Genomic DNA, 21,573 nt, shown 5'->3' with positions numbered 1-21,573 from the left:
TATAGGCTTTTCAAAATCATACAAAAGAGCAACCGGGGCTGCATATAGTTATATAGTGGAAAAAAGGAGGAGAAGCATATGAATGATCAGGCGCTGATCAAATATCTCCGTGAAATGGACACGTGGGCGAACCATATAGCGAAAGCGGATGCTTCCCGTAAATTTAATGAGGATCCATCTTTCCGGGAGGAGATGAATGAATTACTTTCCCACATCAAGGAATGGAACAGGGATGCTTCGTCCTTTAATTTGGATAATGCTCACGAATTGAATGAGCTTGCAGAAAAGATCCAGAAACGTCTCGGCAGTCATGAGCGGCGGGGCAATGCTGTCCCGATCGGCGGCCATCCATTACCGCCTCTTCCATATGGTTACGCAGCCCTTGAGCCGTATATCGATCGACGGATTATGCAGCTGCATCATGATAAACATCATAAGAGCTATGTGGACGGTTTAAATAAAGCGGAGATTGAGATGCAGAAGGCTAGAAAAAACAATAATTACGATTTAATTAAGCACTGGGAACGTGAAGCAGCATTTAATGGAGCGGGACATTATTTGCACACGATCTTCTGGGAAATTATGAGTCCAGAGGGCGGCGGAAAACCGGTAGGAGATCTTTTAAAGGAAATTGAAAACAGCTTCGGCAGTTTTCAGAAGTTCAAAGAACACTTCTCTGCAGCTGCAAAAAAAGTAGAGGGTTCGGGCTGGACCATTCTGGTGTGGGCACCACGATCTCACCGGCTTGAAATATTGCAGGCGGAAAAGCACCAAAACTTAAGTCAGTGGGATGAGATTCCCTTGCTTCCGCTCGACGTGTGGGAGCATGCGTACTACCTGCAGTATGAAAATGATCGAGGGAAATACGTGGACAATTGGTGGAATGTCGTGAACTGGGAGGCTGTTCAGGATCGTTATAAGAGAGCGAGACAAGTGAAATGGAAGAAATTCTAATGTGATTTAAGGAAAGGTTTTGCATGAAATCGTCTCTGATTACTCCGTCCTTCTAAAGCAGGACCAACAAGTAGATATCATCAAAAAAGATCCGTTCTCAGATTAGAACGGATCTCTTATTTTTCACTAAACTCCAGTCAACAGGTATATATTCTTTTTGGTAATATATCTTTCAATTCATCATAGCCATCCGAATGGTTCGTGTGATGAGCCACTTCCTCTAAATTTCTGACTATATAATAGCAGTCTACCTCATAAAGAGTATATTGCTGATATCCTTTGATTGTTTGTTCAGCAAACTGCCAGATATCATCATGCACTTTGGAATCCATGGACTGGGCTAGGAGGCTCAGCATTTCAAAGATTGTGATAATGATTGTTGAGTTCCTGCCGGCGTATTCCCGAATATAGCCAAAGCTCTTAAATAAGAAGTAGTCAAAACCATCGTATTTTAATTTCAGCCTGACATGGTTCTCGTCATCCACAAGAAAAGGAGAAAAGGAAGTGGCATTACCTATTTCCTTCAGAAGATCCGTTATTTGGTACAACGTGTTGTTGACGGTTAAAGGATCATCATTCCCAATCGCTTTAACAGCGACTTCAACCAATTTCTCAAGGCCGAACTCTAAATCCTGAATTTCAGTCTTTTTTGCATCTACACGCACAAGGTCATTATACTTAGATTCATCAATTGGTCCATTACCTTTCCAGTAGTCGAAGAGTGGGGTGTTGTCTAGGATAAACTCTCCTATAGACGCTCTTAATTCTATAACAATGTCATCTGCCTTCGCGTTTTGAATGATTTTTTTGAAATCAGCAGATTGCAAGTGACCAGAATTTTTGGACATAATCGTTGTTACTTCACTATTATTGGTAATGTTATCAATATACTCTTCATTATTTACGCGATAGGGTTCCGTTTCTTTTAGCAAAGACTCTCTTAACGTATTTTTAGTCGTATTTTTCATATTGGACGTTATATTATGTACCTGCAACCAGGTAGAGGTATGGTTAACAAAATAAATAAACGTTACAGCAGCCGTAAATGTAATAAAAACAGATAAAACTGGAATAACAAAATAGGTTTCCTGGCTGCTATTACTTAAAAACAATATATTTAACAATACATAAATAAAGCTTCCGTTAAATATTCCAAGAACGTGCTGGGTAGGGGGTTCACTAATGAAATTAAGAACCATACGTGAAGAGAATTGCCCGCTTAACGTTGTAAGAGCGACGAGCAAGGAGTTAATGGTAAAGGCACTTAGCGTCAGAACTCCACCGATTAACGTAGTGATCAGCAATCTAGCTGTGGTTCCTTCAAACGTAATGGAATCCGGTATGTAGGTGTCAAATTCCAAGTATAGATCCAAAAATGCGCTGATACATGAAAGTATAATAGCTACACCAATGTAACGAATAGGCATCAGCCATAAGGTCTGGTTAAGCTCATTCCTCCGTTCTCTTTTTGTCATAGAAAAATATCTGCTGATGTCTGGTTTTTTCATTAAATTTCTCCTGTCTTCTAGTGAAATACTTGGTTGGGCGTAAATGATATGCCCATATAACGTTCATATTACCCTGAGTTGCGATCATTCAATCTAATGAATCTGTGGAAAGAGTGATGATTTATTCCAACATATGCCACCTCAGGTCATCCATAAATATCCAGTAGCGTATTACAGATCCATACGGGTGTTTAAAATGATCAAGGTTCCAGGCTGAGTTTCTGCCTGGAACCTTGAATATTTGTTACCGCAAGCAAAGACACATCTACGGGGCTTATCAAGCGTTGGTTTTTCTTGATCCAGTTATTCCTCCAGATTGCGAAGTCCATGCAAGTCCAGAATGCTAAAGCCCACTTTTGAAAAAATGGGAAGGATAATAAACCCTAGCACATCCACCGCCTGCTGAGTAAGCCCGGCACCTGAAGGACCGAGCAGCCACACCGTTGGATAGAGAACCCAGAAAAATGTCAGGTAAGCGGCTGAGCGTTTGTAGTGAATGGAAAGTCGTGAACCGAAGGAATCTGCAATCCAACGAAGGGGATACCAGACAATATACAGGATGAACAGAAGAGCCAGGACACCAAGCGAATACCAGATATACTTCACGTATCCAGTGGAGAAGTCAGCGATTAAACCGGTCAGTATCATAAAGATATCTAAGGCTACCAAAGTCAGAAGCATCGTTTTGTTCTTTTTTTCTACATAGATCATAGCCGTAAATGCCAGGGCCAGGAGTAATAGAGGGGTAGTTACCACCCAGTCGAGATACCTGGCAAAATAGATCGTACGCTCCGATTGCTTTAATACCCCTTGACCAAACGCAATCGATAAATAGGCGGCCCCGGACCATAAAGGAATCGTTATCGCAAGAAAGTACTCATAAAGCGGTACCCCTTTAGGCTCACGACTTAAATAAAAGAAATAGATAGCGCCTGCCAGCATAATGAATGCATATAGAAAATGAAGGGTTGAAAAGTTTTCCATTGGCTGTCCACCTCAAGATCATCAGATGGTTCTAGTTTGTCCAATAACAGGAAATTGTAAAAGGAAATAATGGATATAGGGGAAGGGCTGTGCTGTGATGTGATGTTTGTGCTCATTCTGGTATTTCGATTAAGTGCTTAGGTGGGAGAGTGGAGGGGTATTTGTCGAGGATCATCTAACACTACTTTACAGGTGTTGCTAAAATCTCCGGCGGTTATAGGTGATTTTAATGGACTTGGAAGAGCTTCCGGTTCACCAAGGGTATCCTATCGTTTTTTGTTTCTCGCACGAACTATATACATTAATATCGGATAAAGTTCAAATATAAAACGCCGTAACTTTCATGTTATTTAATCAGTACCATTATTTTATTATGCCTATTTATCTTTCTGAAGTAGGAGAGGAAAAAGCCTCTACTCCTGGCAATGGATTCTAACAATCTGGTTTCTTGAAACATGGCATTTGATAAATGTCCATCAAAAATATTGTAAAGTAATAAAAAATATAGATCGACTAATTCCGTGTTGTTAAGTTTTTCATAAGAAGTATTAGCATTAGTCAGAAATTATCCTCCTCGAATTTGAATCAAGCATAATGGGCTTTTACCTATGTATGGAATGGTTAAACAAGAGATTTTTAGATGAAAATAAATAGGTAGAAGGATTATTTCATATTATTACAGGATTAAGGACTAATTTAAATATTATAGAGGAATAAAAGCCTGTGATATGGAGGGTGAACGAGAGAGGTTGAATAAAATAAAGGGAGTTTCTATAAATTCATCTTAGTAAATATTACAAACTAATTTCATAATCTAGTAAATATTAATTATAAAAATATCCCACCTCAGGTCATCCAGATTCTGGATGACCTGAGGTGGAAGTTTATTCCTTTATCCTATTTTTCTATCTTTTCTTACTTTAATCGAAATTTCTTTGCTTTGTTATCACGACTATTGGTTCCTACGAATACCTCAAATTCTCCTTGATCACTTTTATGCTCCATATTCGCATGATAGTACCTGAGCTGACTTTCTTCGATGTGGAAAACGACTTCCTGTGATTCGCCTGGCTCAAGATGGAGCCTCTTGAAATCTTTCAATTCTTTAAGCGGCCGTACAACTTCTCCTGCCAGATCGTGAATATAGAGCTGGACGATTTCCTCACCAGCGGTGCTTCCGGTATTCGTTACCGTAGAGGTTACGGAAAGTTGTTCATCCTGTGTCATCTGGTCGGAGGATAAAGTAAGCTCCCCATACTCAAATTGACTGTAACTGAGACCGTAACCGAAAGGATAGAGAGGTTCGTTCGGTATATCTAGATACTGAGATACAAAGCGTTCCGGCGCATCGGGTGCATCTTTCGGGCGGCCGGTGTTGTAACGATTATAATAGATCGGAACCTGGCCGACAGCATAAGGCATGGACATCGTGAGCTTCGCAGAGGGATTGATGGTACCAAATAGAATATCAGCCAGTGCGTTTCCGCCTTCTGTTCCTGGATACCAGGCTTCGATGACGGCGTCAGCGTTTGCCGTGACCTCCCTTAAATCCAGAGGTCTCCCGTTAAATAGTACAGCCACAACTGGTTTACCGAGTTCTTTTACGCTTTTCAGAAGGTTCAATTGAACTTCTGGGATTCGAATGTCGGCCCGGCTGCCTGCTTCTCCGCTCATATCTGAGTGTTCTCCTAAGGCAACAACGATTACTTCCGCATTTTCCGCTTGTTCCAAAGCCGATTGCAGTTGCTCATCCGTTCCTTCTTCAATGCCACAGCCTTCTGATATAAATAATTGATCACTGTCGAGATAATTGGAAAGACCTTTATCTACCGTAATTGTGTCTTCTGGAGAACCGCCCCATGACCACGGCCCAAGGATATCTGTACTTGTGGAGAATGGTCCAATCAGAGCTGTCTTCTGTCGACCATCCAGGGGCAGTACATGATCGTTTTTTAATAATACAATGGATTTACCAGCGAGTTCCCGGGCAGCTTCCCGGTTTTCATCGGTTAAAATGGCTTCAGCTTCTTTGTCTTCACTGGCTCCACGGTACGGATTTTCAAAGAGTCCGAGTTTTTTCTTCAGCCGGAGAATCCGCAGAACAGCTTCATCCACGATCGATTCTTGCAGTGTTTCTTCCTTAATTAATTCCTGTACGTGATTGGTGTAGCAAGCGGTCATCATTTCAATATCTACGCCGGCTTTCATCGCTTTTTCAGCCGCCTGTTTCGCATCTTCTGCTACTCCATGAGGGATCAATTCCTTTACAGCACCCCAATCGGAAACGAGGGGACCATCAAAATTCCACTCGCCTCTCAGGATTCCCCTCATGAGTGCTTCATTACCAGTGGAAGGAATGCCATTTAAAATATTAAAAGCGGTCATCACCATTTCACAGCCTTCATCGAGCGCAGCTTTATAAGCGGGGAGATAATTTTCACGAAGCTGCCATTCCGACATGTCGACTGTATTATAATCTCGGCCGGCTTCCGGCGCGCCGTAAGCGGCAAAGTGTTTGACACAGGCGGCAACTTTGGAATCATCGTTCTCTAAATCCCCCTGAAATCCTCTAACAAAGGAGCGGGCGAACTCGCTGTTTAAGTGAGGATCTTCTCCTGTTGCTTCCATGACTCGTCCCCAGCGCGGCTCGCGGGAGAGGTCGACCATCGGAGCAAAAGTGACGTGAACCCCTGCAGCAGCAGCTTCTTTTGCTGCAATGGAAGCACTTTTTTCAGCAAGTTCTAAGTCCCACGAGCAGCCAATAGCTAGCGGAACAGGGAAGATGGTTTTAAAGCCGTGAACAATGTCCGACATAAACAATAAGGGAATGCCGAGACGGTTTTCTTCCATATGTACTTTTTGAATGTTATTCGTTTCTTTAGCTCCGGAAGCCCCCAGAACGGATCCAGTAAGATGAATATCATCTTCACTAATATTCATTTGAACCATCGGACCCGTAATTTCGCCCCGGTCTGTAGCGCCTTTAAAGAAAGGAGTCGCGAGCTGTACAAGCTGTCCGACTTTTTCTTCTATTGTCATTTGTTGAAGCAGGTCATTCACATCGGTCATTTCTAATCCTCCTCTAAGGTTTGGTGAAACGTTTCGATTTAAACATAATTGAAGTATAAGCAGGTGTAAGGCATTCGTCAACCCAATAAACCCTAGATAATAGATGTTTAATAAATTTTTAAAAATTTCAGGAAAGTTATTGAAAGCGGATACAAATTAAATTATAATGCAGTTATCGAAACGTTTCAATTAAAAAATAAGCAAAGGGGTGCTTGTTTCGTGAAATGGAAATTAGGAACTTTGTTATCTGTACTTATTCTTTCAATGGTGCTGGCGGGATGCTCAAACAGTTCTTCCTCGCAAGGAGATGAAAATACGGTGACCGTATGGGCGATGGGGGAAGAAGGTAAAAATCTTCAGGAATTCAGTAAAAAATTCGAAGAAAACAATCCGGATTTGACCGTCGACGTGCAGGCTATTCCCTGGGATACGGCGCACGACAAATTACTAACGGCCGTAGCTTCAGGTAACGGACCTGATGTCGTCCAATTAGGAACAACATGGGTGCCGGAGTTTGCTGAAGCCGGTGCACTTAAAGACTTGTCTGAATACATGGGAGACTACCCTAACTTTGCGAAAGAAAACTTCTTTGATGGTTCGGTTACGACTATGGAACATGGCGATCAAGTGGTTGGGATTCCATGGTACGTTGACACCCGCGTGATCTACTACCGTACAGATCTGCTGAAAGAAGCCGGTTATGAAGAAGCGCCGAAGACATGGGATGAAATGAAAGATGCAGCTACTAAACTAGGCGCACGAGGAGAAGATTCTTACGGGCTTGATATTGACCGGAACGACCAGATTACTCCATTTATTTTTGCCTGGCAGAATGGATATGAAGCAAACCTTGATCAAAACGAGCTGAATTTTGATTCGCCTGAATTTAAGGAAGCCTTAGAGTATTATACAAGCTACTTTGAAGAAGGTTTAAGTCCTACTCAAGAAGGAGTCGACATTGTAGAAGCCTTTAAGTCTGGTTCCAAACCAATGTTCTTCAGTGGACCCTGGATGATCAACATCATTAATGACCAGGCGCCTGACCTTGAAGGGAAATGGGCCACAGCGGTTATGCCTACCAAGGAAACCAACACATCAAGCATGGGCGGTTCACACCTCTCTGTCTTTGAAAGTGCAGATAACGTAGAAGGAGCACTCAAATACATTTCCTTTATGACAGATGTCGATACACAGATGGACTGGCTGGAGGAATCAAATACGCTGCCTTCCCGTACAGAAGCATGGGAAAAACCGAAAATGACGGAAGATCCGAACTATGCAACCTTTGGTAAACAGTTGGAAAACACGAAACCTGGTCTGCAAACAGAAGAATTTGAACGTATTGCTCAGGAGCTGCTCTCTTCGATTGAGCGAATTACAGAAGGCGGAGCGGATTTAGAAAAGGAACTTGAGGCATTTAGACAAGAAGCACAGGAATTGATTGAAGAAGAATAGAGAGCTGGAAGGGGTGATGGGATGTTCGATCATTTCATCATCCTTTCTAATCGTTATGCTTAGATAGGTGGGTTTCTATGAAACATTTCAAAAACAGGCATCCTTATATGTTTATTGCACCAGCTGTCATTCTGCTATCCCTGTTCAGCTTGATTCCAATCCTGATTGCTTTTGTCATCAGTTTTACGGATATGAACTTGAAGGGACTTGCGGACTGGTCCAATATCTCATTTATCGGCTTTGAAAATTATAAAGATTTATTTTCCGACAGTACGTTTCTCCAATCAATCTATAATACTCTTTTTTACGTAGTGATCGGTGTTCCTCTTGTTATTATCTGTTCGTTATCGATTGCTTTGCTGCTCAACTACGGAACCAGCTGGCTGTTTAATACGTTCAGAGCTGTGTTTTACATGCCTTCGATTACCAACATCATCGCGGTTGCAGTGATTTGGGGATATCTGTATAACACCGAATATGGTTTGTTTAACTATCTGCTTTCGGTTCTTTCTTTGGAAAGCGTTCCCTGGTTAGAAGACCCAACGATTGCCAAAATATCGTTAATTCTTCTAGCGGTTTGGAAAGGGATCGGTATTAATATGATTATCTTCCTGGCTGCTCTTCAAGGAATACCGAAATCGTATTATGAGGCAGCAGAAATGGATGGGGCCAACCGTTTTCAAGTCCTGTTCAATGTGACATTGCCTTTACTTCGCTATGCAACCTTTTTTGTAACCGTGACCACACTGATTGGCTGGATGCAGTTCTTCGAGGAACCGTTCGTCATGACCGACGGTGGACCTTTAGATGGAACGATCTCAATTGCTCTATTTATTTATAAAGAAGGCTTCCAATTCAGTGAATTTGGTTATGCCGCTGCCGGATCCTTTATCCTGTTTGCCATGATCATCCTTGTCACGCTGGTCCAATTTAAGTTCAGAAAATCAGATACGGAATATTAAAAGAGGGGAGTGTGGAAGCTTATGGCTGCAGCAACAAAGAAAAGTAAGTTAGAAAAATCGATTGTCATATTCATCATGGTTGTAGGTGGAGTCCTCGTTTCGATTCCGTTTATCTGGATGATCTCAAGTTCGTTTAAGCCGGAGAGTGAGGTACTGTCGATGCCTCCTGCCATTATTCCGGATAATCCTACCATACAAAATTACATTGAGTTGTTTACGAATTTGAATTTTGCCGTCTACTTGAGGAACACGTTAGTGATTGTGCTTTTCTCTTTCTTAGGACTTCTATTTAATGCGATGGCAGGTTATGGGTTTGCGAAATACAGTTTTAAGGGACGAGAGAAGATCTTTTATATTGTCCTTGCTACCATGATGATTCCCGGTCAGGTGACGATGATTCCTGTTTACCTTTTACTTAATGCGATGGGCTTGACCAACACGATGACGGGAATCGTACTTCCAGGTTTAGCGGTGGCTTTCAGTATTTTCTTATTCCGACAATTCATGACAACCATTCCAGATGACTTACTTGAAGCAGCGAGGCTGGACGGGGCAGGAGAATTCTATATATTCTTCCGTTTGGTCGTCCCCATCGCAAAACCGATCTTTGCGGTGCAAGGAATTCTGACGTTTATCGCGGGTTGGAACAGTTTCCTATGGCCGTTAATTATTGCAAACGATGAAGGTCTTTACACATTGTCCGTAGGCTTGTCCTTATTGCAGGGGCAATACGCCAGTAACTTTGCTTTACAAATGGCCGGGGCCGCATTTATGGTCGTTCCGATCATCATTATTTTCGCTTTCTTCCAAAAGTATATTGTGGAAGGGTTTACCATGTCCGGTCTCAAGTAAAACGTTAGGGTTTAAAAACTGATACAATAGAAGTAACGAACCCATATAGATGGAGGATTTCAATGGCTACGATAAAAGATGTGGCTAAACGAGCAGGAGTAGCTGTTTCAACGGCTTCTTATGCCTTAAATGGCAGTGGGAAAGTCAGTTCAGCAACGATTGATAAAGTTCTGAAAGCCGCAAGAGAGTTAAACTATCAGAAGAACGGATTTGCTTCGGATCTGAAACGAACGAAAACAAATACAATTGCCTTAATCTTAAGCGATATGTCCGGCCCCTACTTTTCTGAATTGATTAAGGGAGTTCAGGAAGTGACTGCAAGTAATCAATATGATTTGATTGCTTGCAGTTCTGTCGGAGGAGACCGGTCGACAGCGGCCAAGTTTTTAAGGGAAAAGCGTGTAGATGGAGCGATCATTTTAGCTACCAATATTTCTACAGAAATGATTGAAGCATCTGCCCGGGAGGACTTTCCTATAGTTGTGCTGGACCGCGATGTAGAGAATCCATATGCCATTCATGTGGAGGTTAATAACCGCCAGGGCGGGTATCAGGCGACTGAGCATCTGATTCAGAAAGGCCACCGGTCCATTGGATTTGTAAGTGGACCGAACGATTCTCATGATAACGAAGAACGTTTTAAGGGATATATCGATGCTTTAAAAGACCATGATGTGCCCTTTCAGTCACGTTTTAAAATGGGAGGGGAGTTTACTCGAGAAGGGGGCTATCGAGCAACGAAGATGCTGATTGCTCAACAGAACTTACCTGATGCCATTTTCTATGCGAACGATGAGATGGCTATTGGAGGTCTTCAGGCATTCGATGAAAAAAGAATCTCTATTCCTGATGATGTGTCCATCGTAGGCTTTGACGATATTCAATTATCCGCGTATGTCAGTCCTCCACTTACGACGGTGCGTCAGCCCAAGTACGAAGCGGGAGCACTGGCGGTCCACATGATCTTCCAGATGCTTGCGGGGGAGAAGGTGGAAAGAAATTATAACCTATCCACCGAGTTCATCGAACGAGCATCCGTCCAATCAAAATAAATCATGTAAAAATATCCCACCTCAGGTCATCCAGATTCTGGATGACCTGAGGTGGGATTTTATTCCTTATTCTTTTATTTCTTTATTTGTAGAGGAGGTATTGTTCTCGGATGTTTTTGAAGCCTTTCAATTCTTTCTCCCAAATCTTCTGCATGCTTGAAACCGATTGGCCATTTTCAATTCCTTCACGGACCCAGCCGTTACCGATCAGATAGTCAAAGAATGAAATGCCAGAGCTGTTTTCTTCACGGAACTGGAAGTCCGTCGGATACATATCATGAATGGTTTTCACGAGGTGAACACCTGTAACTACAGGGTTGAACTTATCGCGATCCATTACGTGCAGCTGAACTCCGTGCGTTAATTCACCAGCATGCTTCGAGAATGCCGGAGTAAAGGAGGCTGCTCGGAACCTGACGCCAGGCAAGTCCAGTTTATTCATCGCCGCTGCCAGTTCTGTACTGTTAATGAAAGGGGCGCCAATCAATTCAAACGGACGGGTCGTTCCACGTCCTTCTGAGACATTTGTCCCTTCAATCAGGGCAGCTCCTGGATAAACATAGGCTGTATCAACGGTCGGCATGTTAGGGGATGGAGCGACAAACGACATATCGGTGTCATTATAGTCCATACTGCGGTCATACCCATCCATTTCAACGACCGTCAAATCAGCTCCAATATCGTATTCATTATTAAAAAGTTTAGCAAGCTCACCGACGGTCATTCCGTGGCGCAAAGGAATCGGATAGTTCCCGACAAAGGACTTGTAGTCTGTATCCAGTACAGGCCCTTCGACTTTTTCCCCGCCAATAGGATTTGGGCGGTCCAATACGATAAACGGAATATCGTTCTCCTGAGCTGCTTCCATGGCATACGCCATCGTGTAAATATACGTATAGAAGCGTGTACCTACATCCTGAATATCAAACATTAATACATCAATGTCCTCAAGCATTTCAGGGGTCGGTTTACGAGTTTTACCGTAGAGGCTGTAAACAGGTAAGCCTGTTTGTTCATCCGTATAGAAGTCTACATACTCACCAGCCTGCGCACTTCCACGAACCCCGTGTTCCGGACCGTAAAGAGCCGTCAAATCGACATCCTTATCGTTGTAAAGAATATCAACAATGCTGTTCAACTCCTGATCGACACCTGTCGGATTAGTAATTAAGCCTACCTTTTTGCCTTCAATCAGTGCTTTTTCTTCATCTAAAAGTTCTTCCACGCCAAGCTGGAAAGATCCATCGTGTTCTTCTTCATTTTCTTCCTCATCTTCATTTTCGTCTTCATCACCATGATCTCCATAGCTTAAGCCCGTACCAAATGGGAATAAGGTACCGCCATCTTGATCTGGAATGGCAACTGGTAATTCTCCTGATGGCTCGTTTTCACCAAATAGGGTCTCAGCAGTGGCTTCAAAACTTGCCGATCTGAATCCATATTGGGCGATAAAGGCGTCCACTTCCGGATAAGCCATAATGTCATATGGGTTACGGATGCCGATACCGATCACGTCGCCATTGGTCGTGTTCATAACGTCGTGCATGAGCTGCATTTGCGGATGATCATCCGCGCGTGTAGATACATTGTACGTGTAGGTTCCTACAACAACTTTATCTGCTTCTTCCACCAGCTCTTTTTGATCGTCTGTCAATGAACCCGAGCTGCTTTTAATAAGGGTGGTGTTCTCATGGTGCTGTTTCACTTGATCGGCTAACTCTTCACTGAATGAATTTCCGATAACCACTAGTTCTTTATCTTCGTCCAAGTTAAGAGGGAGGACGTTATCGTTTTTGACTAAAGTGGTAGAACGTTCAGCCGCTTTTTCTTCCACTTGCTTATGGGCTTCACTTCCCACAACTTGTTTGGCCTTTTCAATTTTCTCATCTACAGGTGTTGGATTCTCTGACTTGATAATGCCGCGATTTAATTTTAACGTCAAAATTCGCTCCACAGATTTGTTGATGGTGTCGATCTCAATCTCTCCGGAATCAATCGCTTCATAAATGCCATTTGCCACTTTTTCCAGACCGACGGGCATCAGTACGATATCTGTACCAGCATTAATGGAACGGATGACCGCATCGACAGGGCCAAAGTGATCCTGAATGGCGTTCATGTTCAGCGCGTCAGTAATGACAACCCCTTCAAAGCCCATTTCCTTGCGCATCAGCCCGGTCAGGACTTTTTCAGATAAGGTGGCAGGTAGTGCAATTTCCGTGCCGTCTTTTTTCGATGTCACTTTCGTGTCATCAATCTTCGGGAAGGTGACATGAGCTGTCATTACAGCGTCAATTCCTGCATCCATTGCTTTTTGGAAAGGATACAGTTCTACTTCTTTCAAGCGTTCCTTATCATGTGGAACTTCCGGCAGTCCCAGATGGGAATCGACAGCTGTATCTCCGTGACCCGGGAAGTGTTTAGCTGTTGCTGCCACGCCCGTTTCCTGCAGACCTTTCGTGTAAGCTACGCCCATTTTAGCCGTAAGCTCAGGGTTTCCACTGAAGGATCGTACGCCAATGACCGGATTATCAGGATTGTTGTTCACATCTACCACAGGAGCAAGGTTCATATTAATACCTAGAGAAGAGAGCTCCTCACCAATTGCTTGTCCGACATTTTGAGTGATTTCCTCAGAACGTGTGGCGCCTAAGGCCATGTTCCCTGGAAAGTCCGTACCTGATTGTAGTCTTGTTACGATACCGCCTTCCTGATCAATCGTCATAAGTAAACCGTATTTTTCAGCTGCCGCTTGATAATCGGATACAAGTTCAGCGGTCTGTTCTGTTGTGACGACATTCTCACGAAATAAAATCACGCCGCCAAGGTGATACTTTTTCACTTGCTCTTCAATTTCCGGCAACATTTTCGTTACATTTTCTCCGTCCCATTTTCTAAAGTCCGGCATCAGCATCTGGCCGACTTTCTCTTTCATCGTCATATTTTCAAGTGCGTGAGAGACAAGGTTGTAACGATCGCCTTTTTCTTTAATAAGGTTCTTACTTATATAGGCTTCTCCATTATCACGCTTCGGTTTGGCGTGCGCCGCAATCCTGTCCGTATGATCCCCGTTCGTAACCGAGATCCACGCTCGGCCAGGTTTTCCTGTAAAAGTAACGGTCCCGTTCTGATCTACCTTTGCGACTCTAGGATTTTTCGAAGACCACTTCAATCCTTCGTTCACCTTTTTGAAATAACCGTCCTCATAGACATTTAAAGCGCTGAGGTCAAAGCTGTCCCCTTCTACGGTTACATCCGACTGCGGAACATTTTGAAGGATGATCAAATCAGACTTGTTTCCCTCATCTGATGCCGTCGCCTTTGAATTTGCAAACATCGATGGAAGCAGCATACAAATGGTCAGCGTGACAATGAACATCCATTTTCCCATTTTTCTCATTCATCATTCCTCCTTAAATTTATCTATTTGAAAAAGGTGGACCGCTATGTAAAAGATCCAGCTTCTGCAAAACATTAGAGATTTTGTACGAGATCATAGGTGATAGGTGTGTTGAAAAGAAGACTAAAGAGAGGGTAATTGTTGAAAGCGTTTTCAATATGTAACAAAAGCGTATCGTATATATTATATAGTCGTCTATACCACTTTTGGCCCTATCTACCTCCTTTGGTCTATTTTTCCATCCCCAAATTCCTGCGACATAGGAACCATTTTTGAAATATCATATCGGAATAATATACAAAACATAAAATATTAAGTTGTAAAATCCAAATACTGTATGACCTGAGGTGGAATTTTATACCATATAAATTAATAAATAAAGAGAAGCGGGGGAGGTTCCTGCTTCTCTGGTCGCTGCTAGTTTCGCGGCTTATACTTCTTTAAAATTAATGGAATTAATTCGGTCTGTATTCGGATTATAAACGACCGACCCCTGAATATTGGTCGTTTCCTGAGGGGAGGTCATGACAAATTTAAAGACTTCTCTAATTTGTCCACCGTTGACCTGATTTTTACTAACCTTACTATAATCCGTTACGTTATAGTTCGGGTAGGCTGCCTGAATGATTTCAAGCAAGTATTTCCCCCACTTTTCTTCCTCGAGCTCAGGGGAGGCAGTAATATCTACATTAATAATCCCTAAATCAATATTGGCATCGAGAGCTTCAAAAGCTTTTCTATGAAGATTTATTTTATTGGCTGGGTAATTCGGCACTTTGTCGACCACCGTTACGATCACGACTCTTCCGTTCGAAACATTACGTACTTTGATTGCCTGACCGCATTGATACGGGGAACTGCTGCCTACTGCCGCGGTCATGTACTGGTTGTTAGACCAGGGAATGCCGCATTGGGTAACGGCTCCGCCTTCGGTCCATGTGGCCTGACCTCGAACAGGCTGTCTGTAGTCGTAATAACTTTGATGGTTAGGAAAGTAGTCAGGATAAGGATGACGTGAATAAGAAGGCTGTTGATAAGGGGCAGGTACATACGGATAGCCGTAAGGCCCGGGGTAATAATGAGAATGCATCCGCTTTCCTCCTTAATTATCTTTAATATCCTCATTAGCCTATGCAACCCCTCGTTAAGCTGTGAAAAAGGTGGCTTATCAAGCAAGGCTTTAAGGCATCTCCCAGATAATAAAGTTGATCAAGAAATTAAAATGGATATGGATTCTGGTTTGTTTTTCACTGTCTAAGAACAATCATCCCATTCAACTTAAATTATCACCCGGGCAATAGTTTTCCTCAGCATAATTGTGTCCAACGATAACTGATGTGGATAGGTTGCTTATCTTTCTGCGGCAGCAGAATTTATAAACTATGAAGATAATCCATAGAACAAGTCTTTATTAAATAAAGAGATACAAAACTGATAGAAGAGGTTAAACCATTTGTGTTAATGAATTGAGTATAAAAGTAGTATTTTTATAGTAAAACTCTAATACAAAAGAAATACCTGTTGGATTATAGATCCCGCAGGTGTTTTTTGTATCCACTCAAATTACATTCAGACAAAAGCCCTAAATTCTAAAAACAAAGGAGTTTTAAATATTTCACTAATGAAATATTTAGAATAATTTGAAATATACTGTAAAATAATTTACAGTTGGGTCATGGTAACGATTACATATTCGTCTTAACGAAAAAAGGAGGGAGCATGATGAAAATAAGACCAATCAGGCAGGGGATATTATCGGGAATTATGGTGAGTCTTCTGCTTGTGTCAGGGTGCAGCTCGGACGAATCAGCAGGAGACAGTGATGAAGTTACCCTTGTGTATGCGAGAGGTGTCGACACCACGGAAGGAAACGCGAAGTTGATTGAAGCTTTTGAAGAAGAGCATCCGAACATCAACATCAAGTACCGTGAGATGCCTTCGGATAGTGGTCAGCAGCATGATCAGTATGTGACGACCCTGAGTGGCCGAAGTGCAGAAATTGATGTGTTTGATGCGGACGTTGTATGGCCGGCGGAATTCGCTCAGGCCGGTTATGTGATGGGGTTAGACCGGTTTATTGAAGAGGATAACATCGATATGGGTAAATATTTTGAAGGAACCGTTGATTCCGTTACGTTTAATGGCCGCACGTGGGCCATGCCAAAGTTTACCGATGCCGGCTTATTGTATTATCGCAGCGATATTGTGGATGAGCCTCCGGAGACCTGGGATGAACTGAGTGAAATGGCAGGGAATCTCCAGGGAGAAGCGGGGACCAACTTTGGTTATGTGATGCAGGCGAACCAGTATGAAGGGATTGTCGTGAATGCGATTGAGTTCATCCATGCCTATGGTGGAGCGGTTATCAATGATGTAGGAGAAGTAGTCGTGGATAGTCCGGAAGCGATTGAAGGGATTCGCAAAATGACTGAAATTGCGCAGTCCGACTACGTTCCGAACAACATTTTGAATTTTACCGAACTGGAAACGGAAACCGCCTTTATTCAAGGGAATACGGTTTTCGCCCGGAACTGGCCTTATATGCAGGCTTCATCGGCTAATGAGGAAAAATCAGACGTTGCAGGAGACGTAGGTTTCTCCTTGCTGCCAAAAGGAGATGAGCAGTCAGCGTCTACACTGGGCGGCTGGGTCACGATGATTAATAAATACACCGAACATCCAGAAGCTGCCTGGGAATTTGTTAAGTTCATGACTGGAAAAGAAGGGCAGAAAATTAGTGCTACTGTAGGAGGAACGGCTCCGACGATTAAATCTCTTTATGATGATGAAGCAGTAAAAGAAGCCTCGCCGGTATTTGCGAACGAGGCCTTTGTGGAGACATTACAGAATGCTGTGCCTCGTCCGGTGACACCGAATTATCCGAAAATCACCGACATTATTCAGATTGAGATTTCTAAAGCCCTGGCTGGAGATGTCTCGCCAGAACAAGCGGCGCAGAATCTGCAAAGAGAGATAGAGAGTGTAGTCAACGAATAAAAGCGAGAAGGAGGATGAAAAATGAGTAAGCGTCGATTCTCGCTTAGCGAGAAGCAGCTCGGGTATGCGATGGTAGCACCTTCCTTAATACTAATCGCTGTCATAGTATTGTGGCCGATCATGTTGTCGTTTTGGAACAGCTTGTTTGATTACCGTTTGAATGACCCTTCCTTATCCCAGCGTACGCTTGGGAGTGAGATTAACATGGAGCGGTATGCGGATAACTACGATTTCGTAAACAAGACGATAGAAGAAATTCTTGCGGGGTCTAGTACGGAAGAAGTAACTAGTGAAGTAGAAAATATTCAGCAGGGAATCAATGAAAGGCACCGTACATTCCTTGCAGAGGGCGATCATGAAGCGAAGTTTAATGAAGTGCTGGAAACGGTGCGATCGCATTATGCCGTAAAGGATCAATCACTGAAATACGTATCCATAGATGAATCCTTTAAGGAAGATTATTCTGCTTACTTAACCGAACGATCGGAGGCACTGGCGTCGCTTTCAAGCGAACAGGATGGCGAGATAGCGACCAGGCTAAGCGACTTATCCGGTCAAATGAAACTAATGGACTCAAGTTTTATGAAGGAGAACTTTGTCGGCTTTGGGAATTACGCTCAGTACCTTCAAGAACCTAGACTATGGTCATCCATTGGTGTAACCACGCTATTTACCGTCGTTTCTGTATTTTTTGAATTGGTTTTAGGACTGGCCATTGCGCTTCTTATTAACCGGGCTTTTATCGGAAGAGGAGCGGTTCGTGCGTCAGTACTGGTCCCATGGGCGATCCCAACGGCCGTGTCTGCGATGATTTGGAAATTTCTTTACGATGGCCAGTCGGGTGTGGTCGCTCACTATTTCGAGCAGCTCGGAATCATACAGGATGCCGGTCAGCTGCTGACAACGAGTGCGGGAGCAATCTTCTCCATTATTTTCACAGATGTGTGGAAAACGACACCTTACATGGCGCTATTGTTACTGGCAGGTTTGCAGACCATTCCTAATCAGTTATACGAATCTGCACAAGTGGATGGAGCCAATGCCTGGAACCGTTTTTACAAGATCACCCTTCCAATGCTCCGTTCCACCATTCTCGTGGCGCTGTTATTCAGAACACTGGATGCCTTCCGGGTATTTGATTTGATTTACGTATTAACGGGAGGAGGACCAGCCAATGCGACAGAGGCTGTTTCTGTGTACGCCTACAAAGTTTTATTCGCCCAGCAGAACTTCGGAGCAGGATCCGCTCTCTCCGTAATTGTTTTTATCTGTGTAGCGATTATCAGTACGCTGTTTATCCGCTTTATAGGCTCTGATCTAATGGCAGGCAAACAAAAAGGTTAAGATACTAAATTTACCCAGTTAGGAGGCGCATTATGCAGCAAAAAGCAGGACCGTGGTTTTACCTGTTTCTAATAGTCTTTGTCTTTCTTGTCATGTTTCCATTTCTATGGATATTCTTGACATCGATTAAGCCCCTCGGGGATATATTCGGATCACCTTTTGCGTGGTTCGGGTCCGGCATTTCTTTTCAATCGTATGAATCTGCTTTAACGACACGTCCGCTGCTTCGTTACATGCTGAACAGCTTTATTGTGTCCGGGGCAACGACGATTCTGGCTATCGGCTGTGCTGCTTTTACAGCTTATGCCGTGACGCGTCTGCCCATCCGGTTTAAGAGTGTGATTCTAGGCGTGGTGCTCGCTTCATCTATGTTCCCGCCCATTGCGATTATTTCGCCGATCTACGACTTTGTGACGGATTTCGGGCTGCGGAATACGTATCCCGGGCTGGTGATTCCTTACATCACCATCAGTCTTCCGCTTGCGATCTGGATTCTGGCTACATTTTTCCAGAACATTCCCTATTCGCTTGAGGAGTCAGCGAAACTGGATGGAGCAACGCCGTTTCAGACGTTTAGAAAAATTATTTTACCATTAGCCGCTCCCGGCGTATTTACGACAGCCATCCTGGTGTTTATTGCAGCCTGGAATGAGTACTTATTTGCTCTCACGATTAACACACAGGATGCGATGAAAACGGTGCCGGTTGGAATCTCCCTGTACCAGAGTCAATATTCCATTCCATGGGGAGATATAACGGCGGCAACCGTTCTGGTGACGATTCCAATTGTCATCATCGTGCTGATTTTCCAGAGACGAATTGTAGCTGGACTCACCTCTGGTTCTGTAAAAGGATAAGAGGTTCTCAATAAAAATTGATACATTCATAGGAGGTCGATCAAATGGAAAGAAAATGGTGGAAAGAAGGCGTCGTCTATCAAGTATATCCAAGAAGTTTTAATGATTCGAATGGGGATGGCATCGGAGACTTGCGCGGGATCACACAGAAACTGGATTATTTAAAAGACTTAGGTGTGGATATTTTATGGCTGTCTCCAGTCTATGAATCTCCTAACGACGACAATGGCTATGATATCAGCAATTATCGCGCCATCATGGAAGAGTTCGGAACGATGGAAGATTGGGAGAATATGCTCGAAGAGATTCATAAGCGGGAGATGAGGCTGGTGATGGACCTGGTGGTCAACCATTCATCTGATGAGCATGCGTGGTTTCAAGAGTCCCGCAAGTCTAAAGATAATCCTTATCGCGATTACTACATTTGGCGTGATGGAAAAAATGGCGCCGAACCAAATAATTGGGTATCCTTCTTCAGCGGGTCTGCCTGGGATTACGATGAGGCCACCGGCCAGTACTACCTGCATCTTTTCACAGACAAACAGCCGGATTTAAACTGGGAGAATGAACAGGTCAGGCAGGAAGTGTATGACATGATGAACTTCTGGATGGATAAAGGCATCGATGGATTCCGTATGGATGTAATCAATTTAATCTCGAAAACCCCCGGTCTCCCGAATGCAGAAGTTACCAATAAGGATAACAAGTATCAATGGGGAGGCGAGCATTTCGTCAATGGTCCTCGTTTTATGGAGTTTATGAACGAGATGAATGAACAGGCGCTTAAGCATTATGACGTGATGACCGTAGGGGAAACCCCGATGGTGAAGCCTGAAGATGGAGCTGCGTTCACCGACGAGGAATCAGGTGTCCTGAGTATGGTTTTTCAATTTGATCATATGGAAATCGACGGCGATCCGGGAAGCCAGGAAGGAAAATGGTCGGTTAAACCTTGGAAGCTTTCCAAAATGAAAGAGATTATGACGGACTGGCAGACCAGCTTGAATGGAAAAGGATGGAACAGTCTGTATTTGGAAAATCACGACCAGCCCCGTTCGGTTTCCAGGTTTGGCGATGCGGAGGAGTATCATAAGGAGTCCGCTAAGATGCTTGCGACCTTCTACCAGTTGATGCAAGGTACTCCATATATCTACCAGGGGCAGGAAATTGGAATGACTAATGTCCAATTTGATTCAATTGAGGACTATCGGGATGTCGAGATCCACAATTGGTATAACGAGCAGGTTACCGAGAGGGGCAAAGACAAGCAGGAAATCATGCATTCCATCTTTGTAAAAGGAAGAGACAATGCACGAACACCTATGCAATGGAGCGATGAGAACTACGCTGGCTTTTCAGACGCAGAACCATGGATCAAAGTAAATCCAAATTATACCTCGATAAACGTTAAGCAGCAGCAGGAAGACGAAGAGTCTATACTCAATTACTACAAAGAGCTCATAAAAGTGAGAAAGAACCATGACGTGCTCATTTACGGCTCGTATCAGCTTCTCGATCCTGAAGATGAGCAGGTCTATGCTTATACAAGAGAGCTGGATGGAGATAAAGCGCTAATCGTAGCAAACTTTACCAATGAAGCGATTGACTACTCGGTAAGCGAATCATTTCCGGTCGAACAGGCCGAGCGGCTGATTGGCAATTATCCTTCCGAGCAAGAAGAGGGTGGAACTCTGCAGCTGAAGCCTTATGAAGCTCGCGTGTACCGAGTGCAAACGTAATAGAGAATAGTGTGATAGACAAGCTGTCTTAGGAAACTGGCAGCTTGTCTTTTTTTTGGGAGACTCTGTTAAAGTCATTTATTGATTTTTGTACAATTCAATTGTAAGTTCCGTAATCAAGTCCTCAAATAAGATAGGTGATGGATGTAATAGCAATCGATTTGCTTAAACTAATCAGAGATTGAATCCACCGGAAAAGGGTAGGACTATCATTAATGGTTAAAATGTGAAAAAACTGAAAGATGGATATTTATCTTGAAACTGAGTCTTCAAGTAAACCAGCTAATAGTTTGTCAACATTTTTCAATAAAAACTTAAGGTAACCCATGTTATACTAAAAATGCGCATGGCAAATAACCTTCCTCAAATGTTTGATTGGAAGGTTTTGTATTATTTAGAT

The 21,573-nt window shown here is 43.2% G+C and carries 13 protein-coding genes and 2 pseudogenes; 9 read left to right on the top strand and 6 right to left on the bottom strand.

Features of this window, described 5'->3' with window-relative positions:
- Window positions 1-78 precede the first annotated feature (78 nt).
- Entirely contained in the window at window positions 79-954 is an 876-nt protein-coding gene (locus ACTWP7_RS15855) for a superoxide dismutase (RefSeq protein ID WP_443124030.1), read from the top strand.
- 137 nt (window positions 955-1,091) lie between these two features.
- Here the strand turns inward: ACTWP7_RS15855 and ACTWP7_RS15850 are convergent, their stop codons facing one another.
- From ACTWP7_RS15850 to ACTWP7_RS15840, 3 genes are all read right to left on the bottom strand, one after another.
- On the bottom strand, window positions 1,092-2,462 hold the full coding sequence (locus tag ACTWP7_RS15850; RefSeq protein WP_443124029.1) for a DUF2254 domain-containing protein: 1,371 nt from the start codon (window positions 2,460-2,462) through the stop codon (window positions 1,092-1,094).
- A gap of 303 nt (window positions 2,463-2,765) precedes the next feature.
- Window positions 2,766-3,446, bottom strand: a complete 681-nt coding sequence (locus ACTWP7_RS15845; RefSeq protein ID WP_443124028.1) for a bacteriorhodopsin — start codon at window positions 3,444-3,446, stop codon at window positions 2,766-2,768.
- Window positions 3,447-4,361: 915 nt separating this feature from the next.
- Window positions 4,362-6,515 (bottom strand): glycoside hydrolase family 3 N-terminal domain-containing protein, encoded by a 2,154-nt coding sequence (locus ACTWP7_RS15840; protein ID WP_443124027.1) that lies wholly within the window; start codon window positions 6,513-6,515, stop codon window positions 4,362-4,364.
- A gap of 219 nt (window positions 6,516-6,734) precedes the next feature.
- Here ACTWP7_RS15840 and ACTWP7_RS15835 point away from each other — a divergent pair, with 219 nt between their 5' ends.
- The 4 genes from ACTWP7_RS15835 (at window position 6,735) to ACTWP7_RS15820 (ending at window position 10,836) form a co-directional block, all read left to right on the top strand.
- A complete protein-coding gene (locus ACTWP7_RS15835) occupies window positions 6,735-7,970 on the top strand; it encodes a sugar ABC transporter substrate-binding protein (protein WP_443124026.1) in 1,236 nt (411 codons plus the stop codon).
- 77 nt (window positions 7,971-8,047) lie between these two features.
- A complete protein-coding gene (locus tag ACTWP7_RS15830) occupies window positions 8,048-8,932 on the top strand; it encodes a carbohydrate ABC transporter permease (protein ID WP_443124025.1) in 885 nt (294 codons plus the stop codon).
- A gap of 21 nt (window positions 8,933-8,953) precedes the next feature.
- Window positions 8,954-9,784, top strand: a complete 831-nt coding sequence (locus ACTWP7_RS15825) for a carbohydrate ABC transporter permease (RefSeq protein WP_443124024.1) — start codon at window positions 8,954-8,956, stop codon at window positions 9,782-9,784.
- 62 nt (window positions 9,785-9,846) lie between these two features.
- Window positions 9,847-10,836 carry a LacI family DNA-binding transcriptional regulator gene (locus ACTWP7_RS15820; RefSeq protein WP_443124023.1) on the top strand — a complete coding sequence of 330 codons (990 nt, stop codon included), beginning with the start codon at window positions 9,847-9,849 and terminating at the stop codon, window positions 10,834-10,836.
- 82 nt (window positions 10,837-10,918) lie between these two features.
- On the opposite strand, the pseudogene ACTWP7_RS15815 reads toward ACTWP7_RS15820, so the two are convergent.
- The 3 genes and pseudogenes from ACTWP7_RS15815 to ACTWP7_RS15805 all read right to left on the bottom strand — a co-directional run.
- Window positions 10,919-12,073 (bottom strand): annotated as a pseudogene (locus ACTWP7_RS15815) (exo-beta-N-acetylmuramidase NamZ family protein); the annotation flags it as partial.
- Window positions 12,074-12,139: 66 nt separating this feature from the next.
- Window positions 12,140-14,188, bottom strand: a pseudogene (locus ACTWP7_RS15810) (glycoside hydrolase family 3 N-terminal domain-containing protein); the annotation flags it as partial.
- A 478-nt stretch (window positions 14,189-14,666) separates the two neighbouring features.
- Window positions 14,667-15,326, bottom strand: coding sequence for a DUF3889 domain-containing protein (locus ACTWP7_RS15805; protein WP_443124022.1), 660 nt, complete (start codon window positions 15,324-15,326; stop codon window positions 14,667-14,669).
- A 629-nt stretch (window positions 15,327-15,955) separates the two neighbouring features.
- Between ACTWP7_RS15805 and ACTWP7_RS15800 the strand changes: the two genes are divergently transcribed.
- The 4 genes from ACTWP7_RS15800 to ACTWP7_RS15785 are packed head-to-tail and all read left to right on the top strand — an operon-like array spanning window position 15,956 to window position 21,173.
- Complete coding sequence (locus ACTWP7_RS15800) at window positions 15,956-17,233, top strand: ABC transporter substrate-binding protein (protein WP_443124021.1); 1,278 nt, start codon at window positions 15,956-15,958, stop codon at window positions 17,231-17,233.
- Window positions 17,234-17,254: 21 nt separating this feature from the next.
- A complete protein-coding gene (locus tag ACTWP7_RS15795; RefSeq protein ID WP_443124020.1) occupies window positions 17,255-18,577 on the top strand; it encodes a carbohydrate ABC transporter permease in 1,323 nt (440 codons plus the stop codon).
- A 32-nt stretch (window positions 18,578-18,609) separates the two neighbouring features.
- Entirely contained in the window at window positions 18,610-19,434 is an 825-nt protein-coding gene (locus ACTWP7_RS15790; protein ID WP_014642721.1) for a carbohydrate ABC transporter permease, read from the top strand.
- A gap of 44 nt (window positions 19,435-19,478) precedes the next feature.
- Window positions 19,479-21,173 carry a glycoside hydrolase family 13 protein gene (locus ACTWP7_RS15785; protein WP_443124019.1) on the top strand — a complete coding sequence of 565 codons (1,695 nt, stop codon included), beginning with the start codon at window positions 19,479-19,481 and terminating at the stop codon, window positions 21,171-21,173.
- Window positions 21,174-21,573: the final 400 nt, after the last annotated feature.

It is taken from the genome of Halobacillus sp. B29, from assembly GCF_052246755.1.
GTDB classification, from domain to species: domain Bacteria; phylum Bacillota; class Bacilli; order Bacillales; family Halobacillaceae; genus Halobacillus; species Halobacillus halophilus.
Note: the sequence above shows the minus strand (reverse complement) of the source record. Positions and strands in the feature narration are given on the sequence as shown.